We start from the raw sequence: 18,015 nt of genomic DNA on the forward strand, positions 1-18,015 counted from the left end.
ATCAAACCCTGGGATCAAACATCTAGGCTCGAGTTCCCGAGCAAGCGAGTTCATGGCCTCACCCGACCGACGACGACGAGGTCGCCGCTGCCACGCCTGAGCACCACGCCCTCTCCGGAGGACGGCACGGCACCCGTGAGCGCGGTGATGTTCACCTGGTGGGTTGCGACGACCAGCGCACCCGGCCCCCCCCAATCCAGCAGGATGCGCCTGGCCCGCGCCGTGTACGCTGGCCCCTCCCCTCGATCGGCGAAGAAGGAATCGAACGCCGGCTCGGCCCGGGCGAGACCGGGGAAGGCCACGTCAGCCGTCTCCATGGCCCGGCACCACCGCGAGGTCAGGACTATGCCGACGGCGACGCCTTGGGCGCGGAAAGCCTCGCCGATGCGCCTCGCCTGGGCGCGGCCGGCTTCGTCGAGGTTGCGCTGCGTGGCGCAGTCGCCGAGCCGCATGCCCGCGGGGTCGCCGGTGCCGGGCGCGTTGGCGTGGCGGAACAACGCAATCGCACCGTCCCGCAGCGCCTCCCAGGCCGCGGCTTCGGCGACGGCCGGCGTCCCGGCGAGCAGCACGAGGGGCAGAGCCTTGCATGAGGTCGTCAGGACGCGGCGGCGGGACGGGTCTGCCATGGCCCGCATCTGGGGTGAATTGAGCGATTTGGAAGCCCGATCCATCAGCGGCCCGGCGCCGACACAACCGCGCCGGGCAAGCCCACGAACCCGGGCGTAGGCTGCGGGCCGACGGGCATCAAGCGCCGCGCTCGGCCGTCCAGCTTGCGCCCGCCCTACCGGCTGCCACATTCTCCGCATCGAGCCTGGGAGAACCGGCATGAAGCGTCGTGATCTTTTCGCCCTCGGGGCCGCAGCCCTGATGGCCCCCGTCGGGTCCAGCCGGGCCACGGCCGCGCCGCCGGGCTACCGCGTGACCTGGTTCCCCGCCAAGGCGCCCGGCGTCACCGGCCGCGTCGGCTCGCGCGACGTGACCGCCGCTGGCGACGGCACGGTCTGGTTCTGCGGCCAGCGCAACGGCACCCTGAACCGCCTTGACCCCCGCGACGGCTCCATCCGCGTGGTCGATCTTGGCCAGGGCGCGGCGCCGCACGGCGTGGTCCGCGGGCCCGACGGCGCGGCCTGGGTCACCGAGGGCGGGCAGAACGCGATCGCCCGCGTGGAGCCGGGCGATCACCGTGTGCGGATCTGGAGGCTGCCCGAGCGCTTCGCGAACGCGAACCTGAATACCGGCGTGTTCGACGACAGCGGCACCTACTGGTTCACCGGGCAGAACGGCATTTACGGGCGCTTCGTGCCGGCGACGGAGCGCATGGACGTGTGGGAAGCGCCGCGCGGCCGCGGCGCCTACGGCATCACCAAGACGCCGCAGGGGACGGTCTGGTACGTCTCGCTCGCCGGCAACCACCTCGCGCAAATCGAAGACCTTGAGGCCGGCCGCGTCCGGATCGTCGAGCCACCGACGCCGAACCAGGGCGCGCGGCGCGTGTGGAGCGACAGCGCCGGGCGGCTGTGGATTAGCGAGTGGAACAGCGGGAACGTCTCGGTGCACGACCCACGCGACGCGTCTTGGCGGGTGTGGCGGCTGCCGGGCGAGCGGCCGCGTGCCTACTCGGTTTGGGTCGACCCCTCGGACAAAGTCTGGCTTACGGACTTCTCGGCCAATGCGATCGTGCGCTTCGACCCGGCGACGGAGAGCTTCCTGGGCTTCCCGTCCGACATGCCGAACGCGAACGTGCGCCAGATGGACGGCATGGCGGGCGCGGCCTGGGGTGGAGAGAGCGGCACGGACCGGATCGTCAGGATCGAATACGGCCTGTGAGGCCGTTCCTACTGACGGCGGCGGCGCTGCTGGCATCGTCAGCCTTGGCGCAGGACGGGCGCGCGCTGTTCGAGCAGCATTGCGCGTCGTGCCATGCGGTCGCTGCAGACGCCCCGCCTACGGCCGGGCCAAACCTCCGCGGCGTGGTGGGCCGGCCTGTCGGCGCTGACCCGAGGTTCGACTACTCCCCGGTGCTCGAACAGGCCAGACGCGGCGGCGAGAGCTGGGACGTGGGGCGGTTGGTTCGGTTCCTGGAGGATCCCGAGGAGATGTACCCGGGCCTCTGGATGGGCAACAATGGCCTGCGTGCGGCGGCCGAGCGGATCGCGGTGGCACGGTTCCTCGAGGGCCAGCGTTAGGCTAGCCAGCCCCGGCGCGAAGCACGGCACCGGGCGAGCGCCCCGAAGGTGACGAGCGCGACGACGGAGGCGGCGCCTGAGATCCGATCGAACAGCGTCGCCACAGCATGCCGGCCACCGCAGTGGTGAAACTGTGCGGCATCACCCGGGCCTTTCCGGCGGAGCAGGCACGGATCGTGCGGGCGCTGGTGGAGCGGGTAATGGTCGGGCCGACCGGCGCCGATATCCGGCTCGGGGTGGAGGGGTTGGCCGGCTTGGTCCGAGACCTCACGGCTATCGCGCCCGGGTCCTGAGGGCGGTAGCGTGACGGTGGCGACCGGTATCACAGTCCGGGGGCCGCTGAAGATCCGGCACCGGCCGGGCCGCAGGGCAGTGGTGCCGCCAGCATAGGAGGGTGCGCCAGCTATAGCGACGCGCGCGGACCCGGCGCTGGTGAAGGCGCTAGTTCCGGCGTTCCAGTACCAACGGTTGCTGGACGTGGGGCGGTATGCCTCGATCAGCGAGATGGCGGCGGCAGAACGGATCGAGCGGGGCTACCTGGGCAGCCTGCTGCAGTTGACGCTGCTGGCACCCGACTTGGTCGAGTTGATCCTGGATGGTGGGACGGCAGATCGCGTCGCGCTGCCGGCGCTGCTGGAACCGTCCTCTGGCCTGGGCACGTCAGCGGGAACGTCTGATGTCCGACAAACCGATCCAGCGCGCCAAACTCGAGGTCACCCGCCAAGCCCAAGATTGCGATGGAGCGTCCAGTCCTACCGCTTCGGAAGCCAGCGCTTGGCAATGCGGCAGGCGACCGTGAAGGCGGGGTTGAAGACATTGCCGACATCGTAGCGGACGACCTGTCCCATCAGGTGGCTAGCGGCGCGGGCATCCAAGCCGAAATCCTCGTCGAGCCAGCGCGACATCTCTGTCGTGGCGTGCTGCAGCGCCTGGTCTAGCGGCCTGGCATTGCCGACAGTGAAGATATCCTCGGCCGTCTCACCGCGCGGCCAGGCGATCGTCCGCTTCAGGACGCGGAAAGTCACCTCCATCTCGAACGATGTCTCGATACCGGTGCCGGTGATCTCTCCGTCACCTTGGCAGGCATGCCCGTCGCCGAGATAAAAGAGCGCGCCCGGCACCGATACGGGGAACCAAGCCGTCGTGCCGGGCGCGAACAGGCGGTAGTCCATGTTGCCGCCGTTCTGTGCGCTGGTCGCGGTGGACAGCGCCTGCCCGCCCGCTGGCGCGACACCGAAGCAGCCGATCATGGGCTGGATCGGCGGCGCGAAATCCTCCAGCCCCTTCACTTTGTCCTGCAACCGCACCGTCCCGGCCTTGCGGTCGATATCCCAGACGACGCGCTGCGGCGGCGGCCGGTCGAGGATCGCCGCCGGGTCCAGCACGGTCAGGGCGAGCGGCGAGTAAGTCCAGCCGGTCGCTCTGCTCGGCGTCAGCCGATCGATCCGCACGGCGAGCGTGTCCCCGGGCTCGGCACCCTCGATGAAGAACGGACCGGTCATCGGGTTCGGCCGGCTGGCGACGACCGCTTCCCGAGCATCGAGGCCGGACGCATCAATCGTGTCGGTTACTACTGTGTCGCCATCCGCAACATGCAGGCAGGGTTCGGCAACGCCGATTGCGTTGAAGTATCGTGTGGGATGGAAGCGGTGCGTTGCCATGGGGCTCCCCTGGGACATCTCGCTGGCATGGGTCGACCAGTCCGCGTCAAGGCTGATCCAGGCACGCTAGGAATGGGCCCGCGCCGCGGTCAAGACGCGGCGCGTGTCAGGGCTCTGGCACCGACCTCCGTCTCCGCCTGCAGGGGCTGGCCGGCCTCGTCCGAGACCTTACCCCCAGCGCCCCGGTGCGGAGCGTGCGCCGGCATGAGTGCGGCAGCCAGCATCACGGTGCGAGTGCTGCTGGCCATTCGGCACCGGCCGGGGCGGAACACGGTGGTGACGCCGGGCCGCGTCGGCGGCGAGGCGGTCTTGCTGACGCGAGCCGACCCGGCGCTGAAGGCGCTCGCGCGCGTTCCGATATCAGAAGCTGTTGGACGAAGGATGCTACGCCCGATCAGCGAAATGGCTGCGGCGGAGAAGATTGAGCAGGTGTGCCTCGGCATGCTGCTGCGACTGACGCTGCTGGCGCAGCTATTGGGGGCCGTCCTGGATGGGCGAGCGCCAAAAATCACCACGTTGCCGGCCCCGTTGAACATCTTTCCAGTGAAGTGGTCCGCGCAAGCCACCGCAGTTTCTTCGCCTGACCGTAGCCAAGGCCGGCTTGGCGGGACCGCCAAGTCTGCCTGGTTGACCGCGCCGCGCCGAAGCATACCGTCCGCTTGAAGGCCGCAAGGGGAGTGACGAACACTTGGATCCTGCAGCCGCGAAGCGTGAACGCCCAAAGGCTTCCGGTTGCGGCGGTGGCAGGCGTCACCATCGTGGACCGGTCCCACTGGACGCAGGAGTCGAGCCACCAACGCGCAAGGAGGTAGGGATGACGACGAGCACGATCAACATCGGCCGAAGCTGGTACGCATCGGGCGGCGGAACGCGCCGTGCCCTGCTGGGCATCGCGGGCGCGGCCTGCGCCGCCGCGGCCGCGCGCGCCCAGCGCCCGGCTTGGCCAACGCAGCCGATCCGCTTCATTGGGATCTTTCCACCTGGCGGTGGAACCGACATTCTCTCGCGCATCTGGTGCAACCGGATGGCTGAGATCACGGGCCAGTCCTTTATCGTGGAGAACCGCTCAGGCTCCGGTGGGAACGTGGGCACGGAGGCGATCGCGCGCGCCACGCCAGACGGCAACACGATCGGGCTCGCCTCGGTTTCCTCCCTCTCGATCGCGCCTAGCCTCTACCCTCGGCTGCCCTATGACGTGGAGCGCGACTTCTCCTACATCTGCGGCCTGTGGCAGCTGCCGAACCTGCTCATCGTGCGCCACGGCATTCCGGCCCATAGTGTCGCTGAGCTGATCGCGCTCTGCCGCCGCGAGCCCGGCCGGTTCAGTTTCGGGAGTTCGGGCGCCGGCACCACGCTCCACATCGCGGGCGAGATGTTCAAGCACATTGGCCAGTTGAACATCCTGCACGTGCCCTACCGCGGGGGCGCGCAGGCCTACAACGATCTCCTGGGCGGCCGCGTCGACATGGTCTTCGGCAACATCCCTGAGGCGCTCCGCCTCTCGCGCGAGGGGCAGGTGCGGCCGCTGGCTGTCACGGGGGCGGCGCGCAGCCCCCAGGCGCCCGAGGTACCAGCCATGGCCGAGTTCCTGCCGGGCTATGAGATCAACTCATGGGGCGGCGTGCTCGGTCCCGCGGGCATCCAGCCCGCGATCGTTGAGCGGATCGCCGAGGTCGGGCGCGAAGCGGTCGAGAGCGCCGAAGTGCGCCGTCGCTTCGAAGAGGCGGGTGCCACTGTGTGGTGGACACCACCCGCCGACCTTGCAGAGTTCCGCCGCGAGAACGAGACGCGCTTCGCGCCGCTGGTCCGGGCTTCTGGCGCGCGGGTGGAGTGAACAGCGCTGGGAACGACGCTTTCAGATGACGTGCGAGGCTCACGCTGCCTCGCAATCTGCCGGGCTTCTGGCAGATCGTGAGCACGCTTGCAGAACGAGTGGTGGTCAGGCCTACGGGCGCCCGGCGTGGAGGAATTGGAGCCGGCTAATGTCCCGACCGAGAAAGCCAGGCAGTTCTGTGCTGCTGTTCCGGTGTAGTGTGAGCTGTCCTGTCCTTGGAACGAAGCAGGGTCGCGCCCGTTTCATTGGCTGTTCCACTCCGTCCTGATCCGGAGCTATCCCATGCAGCAGCGGGGTGCCGAGCGCGCACTGGACGCCCTGAGCTTCTTCGTCTCCGACTCCCGGTACGGGCTCGGTGCCTTTCTTGGCGTCTACCTGTTGGCCGAGCACGGCTGGGACCCGGCGAGCATCGGTGCAGCGCTCTCCATCGGCATGCTGACCGGGTTGGCGTCGCAGGCGCCCCTCGGTGCACTCGTCGATGCGCTGCGGGCCAAGCGTGCGCTGATCGCGGGCGCGGTCGCGATAGTGACCGCGACTTGTCTTGTCATTCCATTCGCGCCCCATTTCTGGTCGGTGACGCTGGCCGGGCTAGTCGGGGCCTTGGCCGGCGTTACGATCGGGCCGACGCTCGCGGCCATTTCACTCGGAGTAGTTGGCCCGGCACGCTTTGCCCGTCGCGCCGGGCGAAACGAGGCGCTGTTCCACCTTGGTGACAGCTCGATCAGCCTGGCGATCCTGCTCACCGCACCCTTCTTCGGCAACTCAGTCGTGTTCTGGTTCATGGTGTTCACGGCCCTCGCCAGCGCGGCGGCCGCGGCAGCCGTACCTGCCGGCGCGATCGACCACGCGGTTGCCCGGGGCCTGCTATCCGGCGAGGCGGTGGATGGGGCGCGACCCTCGGCTTGGCGCGTGCTGCTGCGCTCGCGGGCCCTGTTGACCTTCGCGGTCTGTGGCGCCCTGTTCCAATTGGCCAATGCCAGCATGCTAGGGCTGGTGTCGCAGAAGCTGGCATTGGGTAATCTCGGTCAGGGCATCGCGCTCACCGCGGCCTCCGCCATCGTCGCGCAATTGGTCATGGTGCCGGTCGCGGCGCTGGTCGGGGTGCGGGCGGATGCCTGGGGGCGCAAGCCGTTGCTCCTGGCCGCCTTCATCGCTCTGGTGCTGCGGGGGACGTTTTACACCTTCTCCGATGACCGGGCTTGGCTGATCGGGGTGCAGGTCCTCGACGGGGTTGGTGCGGGGCTGACCGGCGCCCTCTTCCCGATCATCGTCGCCGACCTGACACGCGGTAGCGGCCACTTCGCCGCCGCCCAAGGTGTGGTTGGCACGGTGCAGGGGATCGGTGCCATGTCGAGCATGGCTCTCGGCGGCGTACTGGCCGTGTGGGCCGGATACGACACGGCATTCCTCCTGCTCGCTGCGGTCGCCGCCCTGGGTGGTGTCCTGGTCTGGTTGGCAATGCCCGAGACCCGAGGGGCCCCGGTGATGGCGATGGCCGCTGGGCCTGAGGCGAAATCGATTGCCTGAGCCCCGGTCGTCGGTAACGGCGCCCTGCTCGGGGATGCGGCTGGCCCTGCAGGTCGGAGAACATGGCTCAGCGGCGGGTGCTGCAATGGCTGCTCCGGATCACCCTCACAGCTGTGGGCCTCCCCCTGACTACTGCGCGGCCCTCGTCGCAAGCATCAACACGGATCGACATTGAGGTGCCGCGACGCCTTGGGCGGCTCGTCGCCGTGGTGCATCGCAGCGGCTCGGGCAAGCGCCGTACGGTCCGCTTCATCCAGCCGTGTCGCTTCACGCAAGTGCTCGGTCCAGGACTCGACCGCCCAGAGCTCCGTCCACCGCTCGGGCTGAGCGACATCCTCGTATAATCTCCAAACAAGCGCTCCCGTGCGCATCCGGACGTGGCGAACTTCCCTCATCGCCGCCAGGAAGGCAGCACGATCAACGGGATCTATTCGGTAATGCACGGCTTCCAGCAACCGGCCGGAGTCCTCGTGCAGCAGATCCGCAAACGTCGGCGCCGGCGCCTTCGGTAGGGGCAGCGGGACGTCCGGTAACCCCTTCACCCGCGATGCCGCCGTGCCCGGCGCGGAACCATCCAGTCGCCAAGGTCGTACTGCAACCGCCGCGAGTGCACCTGCGCCGGCGCAGAGCACCAGGGCCATTGGCACGCCCGCTCTTGTCCCCACCCAGCCCCAAAGCATGGCGCCGACCGCCAGCGCGCCGAAGAATGAGAGATGGTAGACGCCGAGCGCCCGCGCACGCGCCCAGGTCGGCGAAGTCAGCTGCGCGGCGACCCCGAGCGTGCTGCCGGCTGCGAGCCAAGCTGCCCCGAAGAGCAGCATAGCAAATGCCGCAGGTGCCCAGTGTGAAGCCAGGCCAAGCAGCGCCGTGGCAGCGTAGGCCAGGAGCGACGCGAAGAACACCAGCCTGCCCTGCGTGAGGCGCTCCCGGAGCATCGGCATCGCCACCCCCGCCGCCACGGCACCGCAACCGGCCACGCCCAGCATCAGGCCGAATGCCGCCGGTCCCAGCCCCAGTCGGTCACGCACCACCAGCGGCAACAACGCCCAGACAGCGGAGGCGAAGAGGAAGAAGGCACAGGCTCGCAGGATGGCCGCGCGCATGGCCGGCACTGCAATGGCGAAGCGCAGGCCCGCGCGCACCGCAGAGGGGAGCCGTTCGGGTGGAAGATCAGAGCGGGGCGGTATGGGTCGGCGCCAGGCGACCAGTGCCCAGAGCAGCGCGAGAAAGCCGAGGGCATTCAGGGCGAAGGCAGCTGCGGCGCCCGCGGCAGCCATGACAAAGCCGCCGAGCGCCGGGCCGAGCGCACGTGCCAAGTTGAAGCCGACGCCGTTCAACGCGACCGCCTGCACCATGTCTTCATGCGGCACCAGCTCGGGGGTGGCCGCCGCCCAGGCCGGGAAAATGACTGCTGTGCCCGCACCGATAGCGAAGGTGAGGGCGAGCAGGCCCCAAGGGCCAAGCAGGCCCAGCGCAGCAAGCACGGCGAGCAGGAGCCCGGCCGCGGCAATCCAGAGCTGGGCCGCGATGAGAGTGCGGCGGCGGTCCAGGACGTCGGCCAGCGCGCCGCCAGGCAAAGCAAAGAGGAAGACCGGCAGCATCGCTGCGGCCTGCACCAAGCTGACCATCACCGGCGAGGGCGCGAGCGAGGTCATCAGCCACCCGGCACCGGTATTCTGGATCCACAATCCGGTGTTGCTGGCTAGGTTGGCAATCCAGAGTGCACGGAAGGTGGAATGACGGAGCGGGGCGAAGGCTGCTTGCACGGTGGGGAAAGCCTGCGGGGGCGCGAGGACAGCCAAGACGCGGAGGGGACCCGCTCGTCCGCCCGCAGTCCGCACATACCATACGCGCTCTAAGCCGGCAGGTTCACCGGGTAGTTGCGGCGAGCCTCAGCGTGCTCCGTTGTACGTTACGCGGATCTCAGTTTGGGGCAGAACGTCGAACCTCTGGCCCGCCGCGCACACGAGGTTCGGCTCAAGAACTGAAGGGGCAGACAATCAGCTCCCAACCGCTGCGGCGGCTGCGGCTCAGGAATCGACCATTTTCCTCGTTTTGGATCCTTGAAGCTTCGGCATTCAACAGTTTGGTGCCCATAACCACAGGAAAGTTGCCGCTCAGCGCTGGAATGCACCGACGGAGAGCGGGTTTCAAAGCTGAGCTGGAACCGGTCAGCGCTTCGAACCTAGACCTCTAACGGTGACCGGAAGCGCCAGCCATTGGTGAGGTCGATGCTCAACTCGAGTTGGGCCGAACTCCGATGGCTGAGCCTGGAGCTCAGGAAGGATGCTATCTCGGGTTCTTTCCTACATGCGGTGAGGCTGCTGAACTTCAGCTCCCTCCAGTCATTTGGATAATAGCTGTGGTGCGGGGTCTCTGGAACCTTTAGAGAACATTCAGGCAGCCCGCATGACCGATCAGATTGTCATCACCGAGAAGACCAGCCAGGCGAAGGACGTCCGAGCGGCGGTTGGCGGCCGCTACGGCGCCATCCTTCCCGCGGAGGGCCACCTGTTCGACCTCGTCGAACCGGAGGAGATGGTAGCGGAGTGGAGGCGCTGGACGCCGGTGCTGCTGCGGCCAGATGGGCTTTACGGAACCAAACCGGCCACCGGCGGCAACAAATCCCCCAAGCTGAAGGCGATCCGCGACGCCCTACGGACGGCGAGGCGGGTGTGGCTCGCCACCGACTGCGACCGCGAGGGGCAGCTGATCGGCCAGGAAATCCTTGAGCACTACGGCTACCAGGGCACGGTCATGCGGGTGATCTTTACTGCGCAGGACCCGCAGACCATCCGTGACGCCTTCTCCCGGGCGAAGCCCAACGCCGATTATGCCCGCCTCTACGCCGCCGCCGTCGCCCGGCGCCAAGCCGACCAGATCTACAATCTGTCGCTGACCCGCACGGCCACCGTGACCCTGGCCCGCGGCGCACGAACCGTCATTGGCGTCGGCCGGGTGAAGACACCGACCCTGGCCATCGTCTGCAAGCGCGAGCTGGAGATCCGGAACTTCGTTCCACAAACCTATTTCGAGGTGGTCGCCTCCGGCCAGGTCGAAGCTGGTTCGCTGCGAATGCGGCATGCGCCAAAGGAGCGGATCCTGAAGCGCGAAGAGGCCGAGGCAATCGCCGCGGCCGCCGAGGGGTTCAGGGGCCCCCTTGCGGTGCGGGTCGAGGACAAGCGGCAATCCCCGCCACGACTACATGATCTGCCCTCGCTGCAGAAGCTGTGCGGCTCGCGCTTCGGCTGGTCGGCGGCGCGGACCCTGGAGGTGGCGCAGGAGCTGTATGACGGCCAGGGCAAGAAGGTCATCACCTACCCCCGGGCCGAGACCCGCTACCTGCCCGAAAGCCTGATCGCCGACGTGCCACGGATCATCGCCGGGCTGCAGGTCGGGCGTGCCTTCAGCGAGATCCCGGTGCCGGCGCCACCGGTCATCCGCCTTGGCGCGAGCGGTGCCTTCCACGACAAAGGTCTGGCCGGGGCGAGCCACCACGCTGTCATTCCCAACGTCAACACGGTGGGCACGCTGCGGGAGGTCTGGCCGCGCCTGTCGGGTGACGAGCGGCGGCTGTTCGATGTCATCGCCCGCTCCTACTTGGCCGCCATGATGCCGGACTACCGCTATCGGCAGACCACCGTCACGCTGGATATGCGCGGCCACCTGTTCCGGGCTGCGGGGCGGCAGCCCATCGAGCTCGGCTGGCGTGCCGCCTTCCCGGACTGGCAGCCGGCCGAGGAGAAGGGCGAGGACGCGCAGCTTCTGCCCGCGCTGAAGCACGGTGAGGTCGCCGTGCTGCGCGATGCAAAGGTCGAGGACAAGGAGACCCGGCCGCCGCCCCGCTACAATGAGGGAACGCTGATCGAAGCGATGCAGAACGCCTGGCGCTTCGTGGCGGATGAGGCGCTGCAGGAGCGGCTCAAGGAGGCCAAGGGTATCGGCACGCCGGCGACCCGGGCCGAGATCATCCGCGGCCTCAAGGCGCAGGATTTCCTCGCAGCCGATGGGAAGCACATCGTGCCGACCGAACGTGGCCTGGCCCTCTTTGCCGTGCTGGAGCGAGCCGATCCGGCCCTGGTCGACCCTGGCGTGACAGCGCAGATGGAGCGCCTCCTGGATGAGGTGCTGATCGGACAGCAGGAAATGGTCGGGGCGATCGATGCCGTCTGCGCCCAGGCCAGCAGGATCATTGGCCGGCTGCAGGAGGGAGCAGGCTCCGTCGATGCCATGTTACTGAGCGGCGCCGTCAGAGAAGCGGGCGCGAACCGGCCACCCACGCCGGCAATGAAGCGCTTCGTTGACAGCCTCGCCCGTCAGAAGGGGATCAAACCCCCGCGCAGCTACACGACGTCGGGCGCCGCTTGCCGTGCCTTCCTTGACCAGCACGCGCCCAGGAAGGACGGCGTGCGGGCGCCTGTTGATGCTGGAGCTCAGGAAACACCGCCTGAACGGCGGACAGTGGTGAAGGGTCGCCGGCTGGCCCAGCGCCCTGCCAACGCACCGCCTACTGAGACCGAACCAAAGCGGAGCAGTGGACGCGGCAAATCGAGCCGCAAGGTCGCTGTCCGTAAGCGGAAAGGCAGCACCGAACTACCGCTTGCGAAGCAACCAGGCCAGACCGCGGCAGAGCATGGATCCGCAGGCGCCCCCGGTGGCGATACACCCCTGCGGATCCCCTTTGGCAACAAGGAGGCCGCCCTCCAACTCGGCGCCCGCTATCGCGCCGGTGGCTGGTATGCGCCGGCCGGCATCGATCTCAATGGCTTCCGTGAACGCGGATGGCTATGACGAGGCGGGACAGAATCGCCCCACCGCCTTCGCACTCACATTTCGGTAGTCGCTCCATGCTGCCAAACCATGCCGGCCTCATCCATGAGGAGACGTCCTGCTGCCTCGCTGTCTGCCCAGTCGGCCCGCAACTGGCCCTGGAACACAACCCGCTGAATCCCTGCCTGGATCAGTGAGGCAGCACAGGCCGCGCATGGCGGATGAGTGATGTAGGCCGTGCAACCGGTGAGCGACACACCCGAGCGCGCGGCCGTGGCGACCGCATTGGCCTCGGCGTGTACGGAGAGCAGCAGCTTCGTTGGACGATCGGCAAGGCGCTCCGGCAGGTCGGTCACTCCGCGCGGGAAGCCATTGTAGCCGGTCACCCGGATCCGGCGGTCGTCGTCAACCACGACGCAGCCGACCTTTGTTGTACGGTGTTTGGACCAGCCAGCGATGTGCATCGCCAGATCCAGGAACCGGACGTCCCAACGAGGGGAGATATGTGTGTCAGTCATTTGCCCGTGCAGATGGCACAAATGGCTTACTGGTTCGAGATCAGCAGTTTTCGAATAACGGACTGCCAAGCGGTGATCCCGCTGAACGGCAACCAGGGACCCGCGCCTAAGATGGCTGAAAATCAAGGCATTAGACCTTGATGGGTAAATCGACCAACCCTCAAGGTCCGGAGAGTCTCCGGCATTTCGAAGAGAAAACCCAGCCCCGTTCCGCCGCTGCACCATCAAGATTGTCGCAAAAACCCAGGCCAAACCTGCGCCTCAGCGCGCTGGTCTGGTTGGGAGAGACGAGTTGTGTGGAAGGCGACTGGAGCAGTGGTAGGAACTGGGGAACGAAATTCTCTGGCAGTTGGGCGATAGAAGAGCGCTGCCATGGAAGCGGCATGAGGATTGAGGTGCTGACACGGCGCTCTTGCGGGCCAAGCACGACGATGGAGCCGCACGCCAAGGGGGCCGCCCAGCTCGCCACCCTCGGTGGGCTGCAGGGTTTCCAGCGTGCGGGATGGGCCTCTTGGCAATGCCCCGCCATCTCCGCTTGGTGCGCCGCGATCAACCGGGGCGCGCGCGGTCGAAGCGGCCCTGCCCGGTGGTATCGAGGTTCTCAATCGTGACTGAGGCTGCCTTCCGATCAGCGCCAATGGCGAACACCACGGCGCTCGGGCCGAAGGCGTTCTCGCCAATCGGCTGGTAGCTGAAGACGTCGCGATCGAAATGGCGGAGTGCGAAGGCCTGCCGTTTCGGGCCGAGCTTCAGCACCAGCCCGGCGACGTCGGCACCGGCGACCTCGATTCCGCCAAACACGGCGCTCTCATAGGCACCAGCATAGGCCACGGCCGGCAGCGCCGGGGAAGGCTGCGCGGGAGGCCTCGCGTAGTCCACCGTCATCCCGTAGTCCGGTGCCATCGCTTGGGCGAGGAGCGGACCAAACAGCGCCAGCCAGTCCCGCTCGATCTGGCCGTTCACTGCCAAGTCCAAGAAGCTCCGGCACAGCGCCTCCGGCACCCCAATCGGCTGTGCGTTGGTCAGAACGACGATACCGAGCCGCTCCGCGGGCAGGATGTTGACGCAGGTCGCGGCGCCGAGGTTGAAGGCGCCAGAGTGGCTCCAGCGCACGCGGCCCCGATCGTCGTAGTCAATGCCCCAGCCCAGCCCGTAGAAAACAGGCCGGTCAAGCGCCGGATCTCGGGGCGGCGTGCTAATCATGTGGGGGCGGTGGGTCTCGTCCAGTGCGGTGGCCCGGACGACCTCGCGCCCGTCCAAGGTGCCGCGGCCGAGTTGCAGCCGCAGCCAGCGGGCGAGGTCGCGCGCCGAGGAGCTGACGCCGCCAGCCGGCGATTGTGCGTCGGGATCGCGGACGTGCCTGGCGGCCCAGGCACCGCCGGTTCCCTGCCGCATATGCCCCACCGCCCGGTTGGCGGAGGCCTGGAAGTCGGCGAAGCGTGAACTCGTGTTCGCCATGTTGAGCGGACGGTACAGCCGCTCGGCCGAGACGTCCTCCCAGGATTTGCCGGCGGCGCGCGCCGCCGCGACTGCTGCCGCGGTCAGGCCGAAGTTGGTGTAGGCGTAATGCGAGCGGAAGCCGCTGGCGGGCCTTATGTGGCGCAGGCGGCGCAGGATCTCGGCCCGATCATAGCCGATGTCCTCAAGCGCGTCGCCGGCGTGCTCCGGCAAGCCGCTGCGATGGGCGAACATGTCGCGCAGGGTGACCTGCCGAGTTACCCAGGCCTCGTGCAACGCCAAGCCGGGATCATGGCGGAGGATTGGATCGTCCCAGGCAACTAGCCCGTCGCCCGCGAGCGCCGCGACTACGGTTGCGGCGATCGGCTTCGAGAGGGAGGCGAGTTGGAAGACGGTGTCCGCGTCCACTGGCTCCGGCCTGTCCGCCTGTTGCAGTCCGAAGCCTGCCAGGTGGACGACGTCGTCTTCGTGGACCACGGCAAGGGACAGGCCGGGAATGCCGGTCCGCCGCAGCATCCCGGCCACCAGCCTGTCCAGTTCGGGGAGGGATCGAACAACGCTCTCCCGAGTGATGACGGGCAGCCTCGCCGTGGTCAGCGCCTGCGCTGGAACCGTCGAACCTGGCCCGAGCAGCCCGACCGCGGCGGTCCCCTGGAGTGCCGTTCGGCGTGTCAGGCCCACATAATCCTCCCTTGGGCGACTGCTGCTCGCCCGCCCTGGCGGTCAGGCCGGCATCCTGCGCCGGGTCCCATTGCCGCGGCAATAGGACCCATGCGCCCGGCGCCTCATGGCGTGTCGGCGTGGGAGAGGCGCGTCGGCATGGCCTCGCAGAAATACGCCAGCACTGCATCCGGGATAACCCGCCCGATGCCGAGGTGGTCGAAGGCGACGACAAACAGGTCCGCGGAAAGCACCAGTGCCAGTATCCCCTCATCATGCATGTGCCTGCAGGCTCGAAGTCGAAGAACAGCCGATCGTTAACACGGAGCCGGCTAACAGCATGAGCCACACAATGCCCGAGCAAGGCCGAGCTGCTTCCACCTGGCCTGGGTCACCTGGTGGAGCTGGTCACGGGGCCGCCACCATCTGCTGCAGCGCCCCGGCGACACGCTCGACCACGCCGCTCCAGTCCCCAAACCGCGTCTGACGGAACAGTCGCATGGTCGGGTACCAGGGCGTGTCCTCGCGCTCTAGCAGCCAGCGCCAGTCCGGCAGGGCGGGCAGCATGGTCCAGACTGGCCGCCCCAGCGCTCCGGCGAGATGGGCGGCCGCGGTGTCCACCGTCACCACCAGGTCGAGCTGCGCCATCGCCGCGGCCGTCTCGGCGAGATCCGTCAGCTCAGGCGCGAGGTCGAGCACCGCCCCGTTCGGCGCCTCGCCGCGCAACGCAGCCGCGCGGGCGCCGACCTGCAAGCTGACCCAGCTCACCCCGGCGACGGCCCAGAGCGGCGCCAACTGATGCGACGCGATCGAGCGGTGTCGGTCGTTCCGGTGCTCGGGATTGCCAGCCCAGACGAGGCCAACGCGCAACGGCCCGGGCAATCCGGCTAGCCGCTCCCGCCAGCGCGGCAGTGCCGCAGGCTCGGCCCGTAGATAGGGGATCGGCGCCGGAATGCTCTCCAGCGTCGTCGTGCCACAGGCATATGGCAGGCTCAGCAGGGAGCATTGGAGATGCGTCCGCGCCGGCGACTCCCCCGGCCGCTGCAGCGCGTCGAGGCCGGGCAGCCCGGCCAGCAGGCGCGCAAAGGCTGGTGGCGCCGCGAGCAGCACCCGTCCGGCGCCGCGTCGCGCCACTTCCGGGAGGTAGCGGACGAATTGGATCGTGTCGCCGAGGCCCTGCTCGGCGTGCAGCAGGATCGTCCGGCCCGCCAGCGGCTCGCCGCGCCAGGGCGGCGGGCCAGGAGGCAGCCCGGGCGGGCGCGGCGGCAGGCGGTGTTCGTACTCGGCGAAGCCCTCTTCCAGGCGGCCGAGCAGCAGCAGCGTCATCGCCAGGTTCTGGCGGGCGATGGCGTGGCCCGGCTGCAGCCGGACTGCGCCGCGGAGCGTGGCGAGCGCGTCCTCGAAGCGCCCCAGGCTACCAAGCGCGAGGCCGAGATTGGCGTGTGCGTTGGCGTGCTCCGGCCGCAGCCGGATCGCGGCTTGGAAAGCGTCGATGGCGTCAGTATGGCGGCCCAGGTGAGCGAGGATCACGCCGAGATTGATTTGGGCGTTGGCGTGGTCCGGCCGCAGCCGCACTGCCGCCTTGCCCGCCGCCACCGCCTCGTCGATGCGGTTCAGTGTGCCGAGCGAGGCGCACAGGTTCGCGCAGGCATCGGCGGAACCTGGGTCAAGCACCAGCGCCGCGCGGAACGCCTCCACTGCCTCGGCGTGGCGTCCCTGCTCCGCCAAGAGAGCACCGAGATCGTTTCGTGCTCCTGCCTCGGCTGGGTCGAGGAGGACCGCCGTACTTAACGCTGCCTCGGCCTCCGCCTTGTAGCGCAGCCTGCCGAGCGCCAAGCCCAGCGCCCGGTGCGCCGCCGCCCGGTCCGGCGCGAGGCCGATCGCGGCGCGCAGCACGGTGACGGCGGCCTCATGCCGGCCGAGGCGAAGCAGCAGGCTGCCGAGAGCGATGCGGGCTCCGGCATCTGACGGCGCGCTTAGCACCGCCGCGCGGCGGGCATCCAACGCTTCGGGCAGCCGGCCCATGGCCTCCAAACCCGCGATGGCATCCGCGCGCAGCGGGGCGCGCGGCGGGGGCTGCGATCCGGGCGGCAGGCGGGCGGGCAGACGGGAGCGGCCACCAGAGCGGGCGTTGGTCATGCCTCAAACCGCGCCGGTCAGTTGTCTCATGCGTCGCGCCCGACCATTCGCCGCAGGGCCGGCCGGCCATGCATGTGGTCCGCCGTCGGTGCCGCACCGCCGTTGCTGCCGCCGCTTCCCGTTGGTTGCTGCGCGTCGTCCGGGGCGGCCACGACATGGCGGCTCCCGGCCAGCCCGCCAGGGTCGCTGCGCATGGCGAGGGTCTCGAGCCAGACACGGTCGCAGGACGTCGTCAGGGCAACGTAGTCCTCCGTGAAGACCTGGATCGAGCCCGGTGCCCCACGGGCCAGGTCGTCCGGGGCCAGATGGCGCGTAAGTGCGGCCGCCAACCGCTCCGGGTCGGTCACGTGCAGGCTGAGCGCCGTGATGTCGCGCGCCAGCGCCGCCGTCTCGTCCGGCTCCTCCAGGTGGCGGTTCGACCTGTCCAGGGTTGCCGCGGCGAGCGGCGTGCGCAGCATAAGGATGCGCGTCGCATAGGGCGGCTGGCCGCCAGGGTCCAACATGACGAAGCCGCCCATCAGGCCGAAGAGCAGGCTCGCCGGCGGTGGCGGGAGGATCAGGTGGATGGCGACCGGCGCCGCCCCCGGGCTGTACGTCGCCAAGTCCAGGGTGAGTGCGCGGCCGGAGACCTTTGCCGGGCCGGCCGCCCAGGCGCGACCGGTCGCCAGCGCCTGGGAGTAGGTACCGACCAGCCCCTCAGCCCGGCGTGTGGCCGGCTCGATCGCCAGCGTGCCGCGAATGATGCGGCCGCGGTGGTAGGGCGATTGCGCGTGCGAGTAGGTGGCGTAGACGCCGCAGAGGTAGTCATTCGTGCCGGCCACGGCTGGCCTGCCCCCATTGTCGTTCAGGCCGGCACGGCGGAGCAGCGCGTCTCGTTCCTTCGCGTGCCTCGCGCACACCGCCTCGATGAAGGCGTCAAGCGTGCAGGCGGCAATCCAGGCGGCAGGACGGTCGAGCCCGAGCACCTCGGCCCAGTCCTCGTACATGTGGGGTGAGCGGGGTAGAGAGCGGCCCTCGATCCACTTGTAGGAGCGCGCGAGGTCGAACTCGGTCTGCGGGTTCACCCGGCGGAAGGCGGCGCAGAGGTCCTTCTGGGTGGCGCCGTCGAGCAGCGCCGCGGTGACCCGCAGCTTCGCCGCAACATCGCGCGTCTCCTGCTTGCCGGTGCTCAGCATAACCGCTCCTGCAGATTTTTGCTCAGCGTTAAGCTATGGTTGAACGGAGCGGATAGGCAGAACGCACAAGTATTGTCGCATGTCGAG

At 68.7% G+C, this 18,015-nt stretch carries 15 protein-coding genes; 7 read left to right on the forward strand and 8 right to left on the reverse strand.

The window, feature by feature from the left end; translation table 11 throughout:
• Window positions 1-50: 50 nt before the first annotated feature.
• On the reverse strand, window positions 51-671 hold the full coding sequence (locus JMJ55_RS18975; RefSeq protein ID WP_236033832.1) for a histidine phosphatase family protein: 621 nt from the start codon (window positions 669-671) through the stop codon (window positions 51-53).
• Window positions 672-825: 154 nt separating this feature from the next.
• Between JMJ55_RS18975 and JMJ55_RS18980 the strand changes: the two genes are divergently transcribed.
• From JMJ55_RS18980 to JMJ55_RS18990, 3 genes are all read left to right on the forward strand, one after another.
• Window positions 826-1,827 (forward strand): Vgb family protein, encoded by a 1,002-nt coding sequence (locus tag JMJ55_RS18980; RefSeq protein WP_202827161.1) that lies wholly within the window; start codon window positions 826-828, stop codon window positions 1,825-1,827.
• A gap of 44 nt (window positions 1,828-1,871) precedes the next feature.
• A complete protein-coding gene (locus JMJ55_RS18985; protein ID WP_202827162.1) occupies window positions 1,872-2,186 on the forward strand; it encodes a c-type cytochrome in 315 nt (104 codons plus the stop codon).
• Between the two features lie 107 nt (window positions 2,187-2,293).
• The gene (locus JMJ55_RS18990; RefSeq protein ID WP_202827210.1) at window positions 2,294-2,479 is read left to right on the forward strand and encodes a hypothetical protein; all 186 of its coding nucleotides are present in this window, start codon (window positions 2,294-2,296) and stop codon (window positions 2,477-2,479) included.
• A 459-nt stretch (window positions 2,480-2,938) separates the two neighbouring features.
• Here JMJ55_RS18990 and JMJ55_RS18995 read toward each other — a convergent pair whose 3' ends face one another.
• Window positions 2,939-3,847, reverse strand: coding sequence for an acetamidase/formamidase family protein (locus tag JMJ55_RS18995; protein ID WP_202827163.1), 909 nt, complete (start codon window positions 3,845-3,847; stop codon window positions 2,939-2,941).
• Window positions 3,848-4,051: 204 nt separating this feature from the next.
• Between JMJ55_RS18995 and JMJ55_RS19000 the strand changes: the two genes are divergently transcribed.
• From JMJ55_RS19000 to JMJ55_RS19010, 3 genes are all read left to right on the forward strand, one after another.
• Window positions 4,052-4,510, forward strand: coding sequence for a hypothetical protein (locus JMJ55_RS19000; protein ID WP_202827164.1), 459 nt, complete (start codon window positions 4,052-4,054; stop codon window positions 4,508-4,510).
• A 151-nt stretch (window positions 4,511-4,661) separates the two neighbouring features.
• Window positions 4,662-5,681, forward strand: a complete 1,020-nt coding sequence (locus JMJ55_RS19005) for a Bug family tripartite tricarboxylate transporter substrate binding protein (RefSeq protein ID WP_202827165.1) — start codon at window positions 4,662-4,664, stop codon at window positions 5,679-5,681.
• Window positions 5,682-5,963: 282 nt separating this feature from the next.
• Window positions 5,964-7,208, forward strand: a complete 1,245-nt coding sequence (locus JMJ55_RS19010; RefSeq protein WP_202827166.1) for an MFS transporter — start codon at window positions 5,964-5,966, stop codon at window positions 7,206-7,208.
• A 155-nt stretch (window positions 7,209-7,363) separates the two neighbouring features.
• On the opposite strand, the gene JMJ55_RS19015 is transcribed toward JMJ55_RS19010, so the two are convergent.
• Window positions 7,364-8,974, reverse strand: a complete 1,611-nt coding sequence (locus tag JMJ55_RS19015) for an MFS transporter (protein WP_202827167.1) — start codon at window positions 8,972-8,974, stop codon at window positions 7,364-7,366.
• 643 nt (window positions 8,975-9,617) lie between these two features.
• On the opposite strand from JMJ55_RS19015, the gene JMJ55_RS19020 reads away from it, so the two are divergent.
• Window positions 9,618-11,999, forward strand: a complete 2,382-nt coding sequence (locus tag JMJ55_RS19020) for a type IA DNA topoisomerase (RefSeq protein WP_236033834.1) — start codon at window positions 9,618-9,620, stop codon at window positions 11,997-11,999.
• 35 nt (window positions 12,000-12,034) lie between these two features.
• On the opposite strand, the gene JMJ55_RS19025 is transcribed toward JMJ55_RS19020, so the two are convergent.
• The 5 genes from JMJ55_RS19025 to JMJ55_RS19045 all read right to left on the reverse strand — a co-directional run bounded on the left by JMJ55_RS19025 (window position 12,035) and on the right by JMJ55_RS19045 (window position 17,928).
• Entirely contained in the window at window positions 12,035-12,565 is a 531-nt protein-coding gene (locus JMJ55_RS19025) for a deoxycytidylate deaminase (RefSeq protein ID WP_236033835.1), read from the reverse strand.
• A gap of 480 nt (window positions 12,566-13,045) precedes the next feature.
• Complete coding sequence (locus JMJ55_RS19030; RefSeq protein WP_202827168.1) at window positions 13,046-14,635, reverse strand: serine hydrolase; 1,590 nt, start codon at window positions 14,633-14,635, stop codon at window positions 13,046-13,048.
• Window positions 14,636-14,739: 104 nt separating this feature from the next.
• Window positions 14,740-14,895 (reverse strand): hypothetical protein, encoded by a 156-nt coding sequence (locus tag JMJ55_RS19035; RefSeq protein WP_202827169.1) that lies wholly within the window; start codon window positions 14,893-14,895, stop codon window positions 14,740-14,742.
• Between the two features lie 127 nt (window positions 14,896-15,022).
• Window positions 15,023-16,753: a tetratricopeptide repeat protein gene (locus JMJ55_RS19040; RefSeq protein WP_202827170.1), complete on the reverse strand. Its 1,731-nt coding sequence runs from the start codon at window positions 16,751-16,753 to the stop codon at window positions 15,023-15,025.
• A 26-nt stretch (window positions 16,754-16,779) separates the two neighbouring features.
• Complete coding sequence (locus JMJ55_RS19045) at window positions 16,780-17,928, reverse strand: hypothetical protein (protein ID WP_202827171.1); 1,149 nt, start codon at window positions 17,926-17,928, stop codon at window positions 16,780-16,782.
• Between the last annotated feature and the right edge of the window lie 87 nt (window positions 17,929-18,015).

The organism is Belnapia mucosa, assembly GCF_016775475.1.
In the GTDB taxonomy this organism is placed as follows: Bacteria; Pseudomonadota; Alphaproteobacteria; order Acetobacterales; family Acetobacteraceae; genus Belnapia; species Belnapia mucosa.

Bases quoted from the DNA above. Each gene is read 5' to 3' on its own strand.
- JMJ55_RS19040 (WP_202827170.1), bottom strand. From the start codon at position 16,753: ATGACCAACGCCCGCTCTGGTGGCCGCTCCCGTCTGCCCGCCCGCCTG.
- JMJ55_RS19010 (WP_202827166.1), top strand. From the start codon at position 5,964: ATGCAGCAGCGGGGTGCCGAGCGCGCACTGGACGCCCTGAGCTTCTTC.
- JMJ55_RS19020 (WP_236033834.1), top strand. From the start codon at position 9,618: ATGACCGATCAGATTGTCATCACCGAGAAGACCAGCCAGGCGAAGGAC.
- JMJ55_RS18995 (WP_202827163.1), bottom strand. From the start codon at position 3,847: ATGGCAACGCACCGCTTCCATCCCACACGATACTTCAACGCAATCGGC.
- JMJ55_RS18990 (WP_202827210.1), top strand. From the start codon at position 2,294: ATGCCGGCCACCGCAGTGGTGAAACTGTGCGGCATCACCCGGGCCTTT.
- JMJ55_RS18975 (WP_236033832.1), bottom strand. From the start codon at position 671: ATGGATCGGGCTTCCAAATCGCTCAATTCACCCCAGATGCGGGCCATG.
- JMJ55_RS19000 (WP_202827164.1), top strand. From the start codon at position 4,052: ATGAGTGCGGCAGCCAGCATCACGGTGCGAGTGCTGCTGGCCATTCGG.
- JMJ55_RS18980 (WP_202827161.1), top strand. From the start codon at position 826: ATGAAGCGTCGTGATCTTTTCGCCCTCGGGGCCGCAGCCCTGATGGCC.
- JMJ55_RS19045 (WP_202827171.1), bottom strand. From the start codon at position 17,928: ATGCTGAGCACCGGCAAGCAGGAGACGCGCGATGTTGCGGCGAAGCTG.
- JMJ55_RS19005 (WP_202827165.1), top strand. From the start codon at position 4,662: ATGACGACGAGCACGATCAACATCGGCCGAAGCTGGTACGCATCGGGC.
- JMJ55_RS19035 (WP_202827169.1), bottom strand. From the start codon at position 14,895: ATGCATGATGAGGGGATACTGGCACTGGTGCTTTCCGCGGACCTGTTT.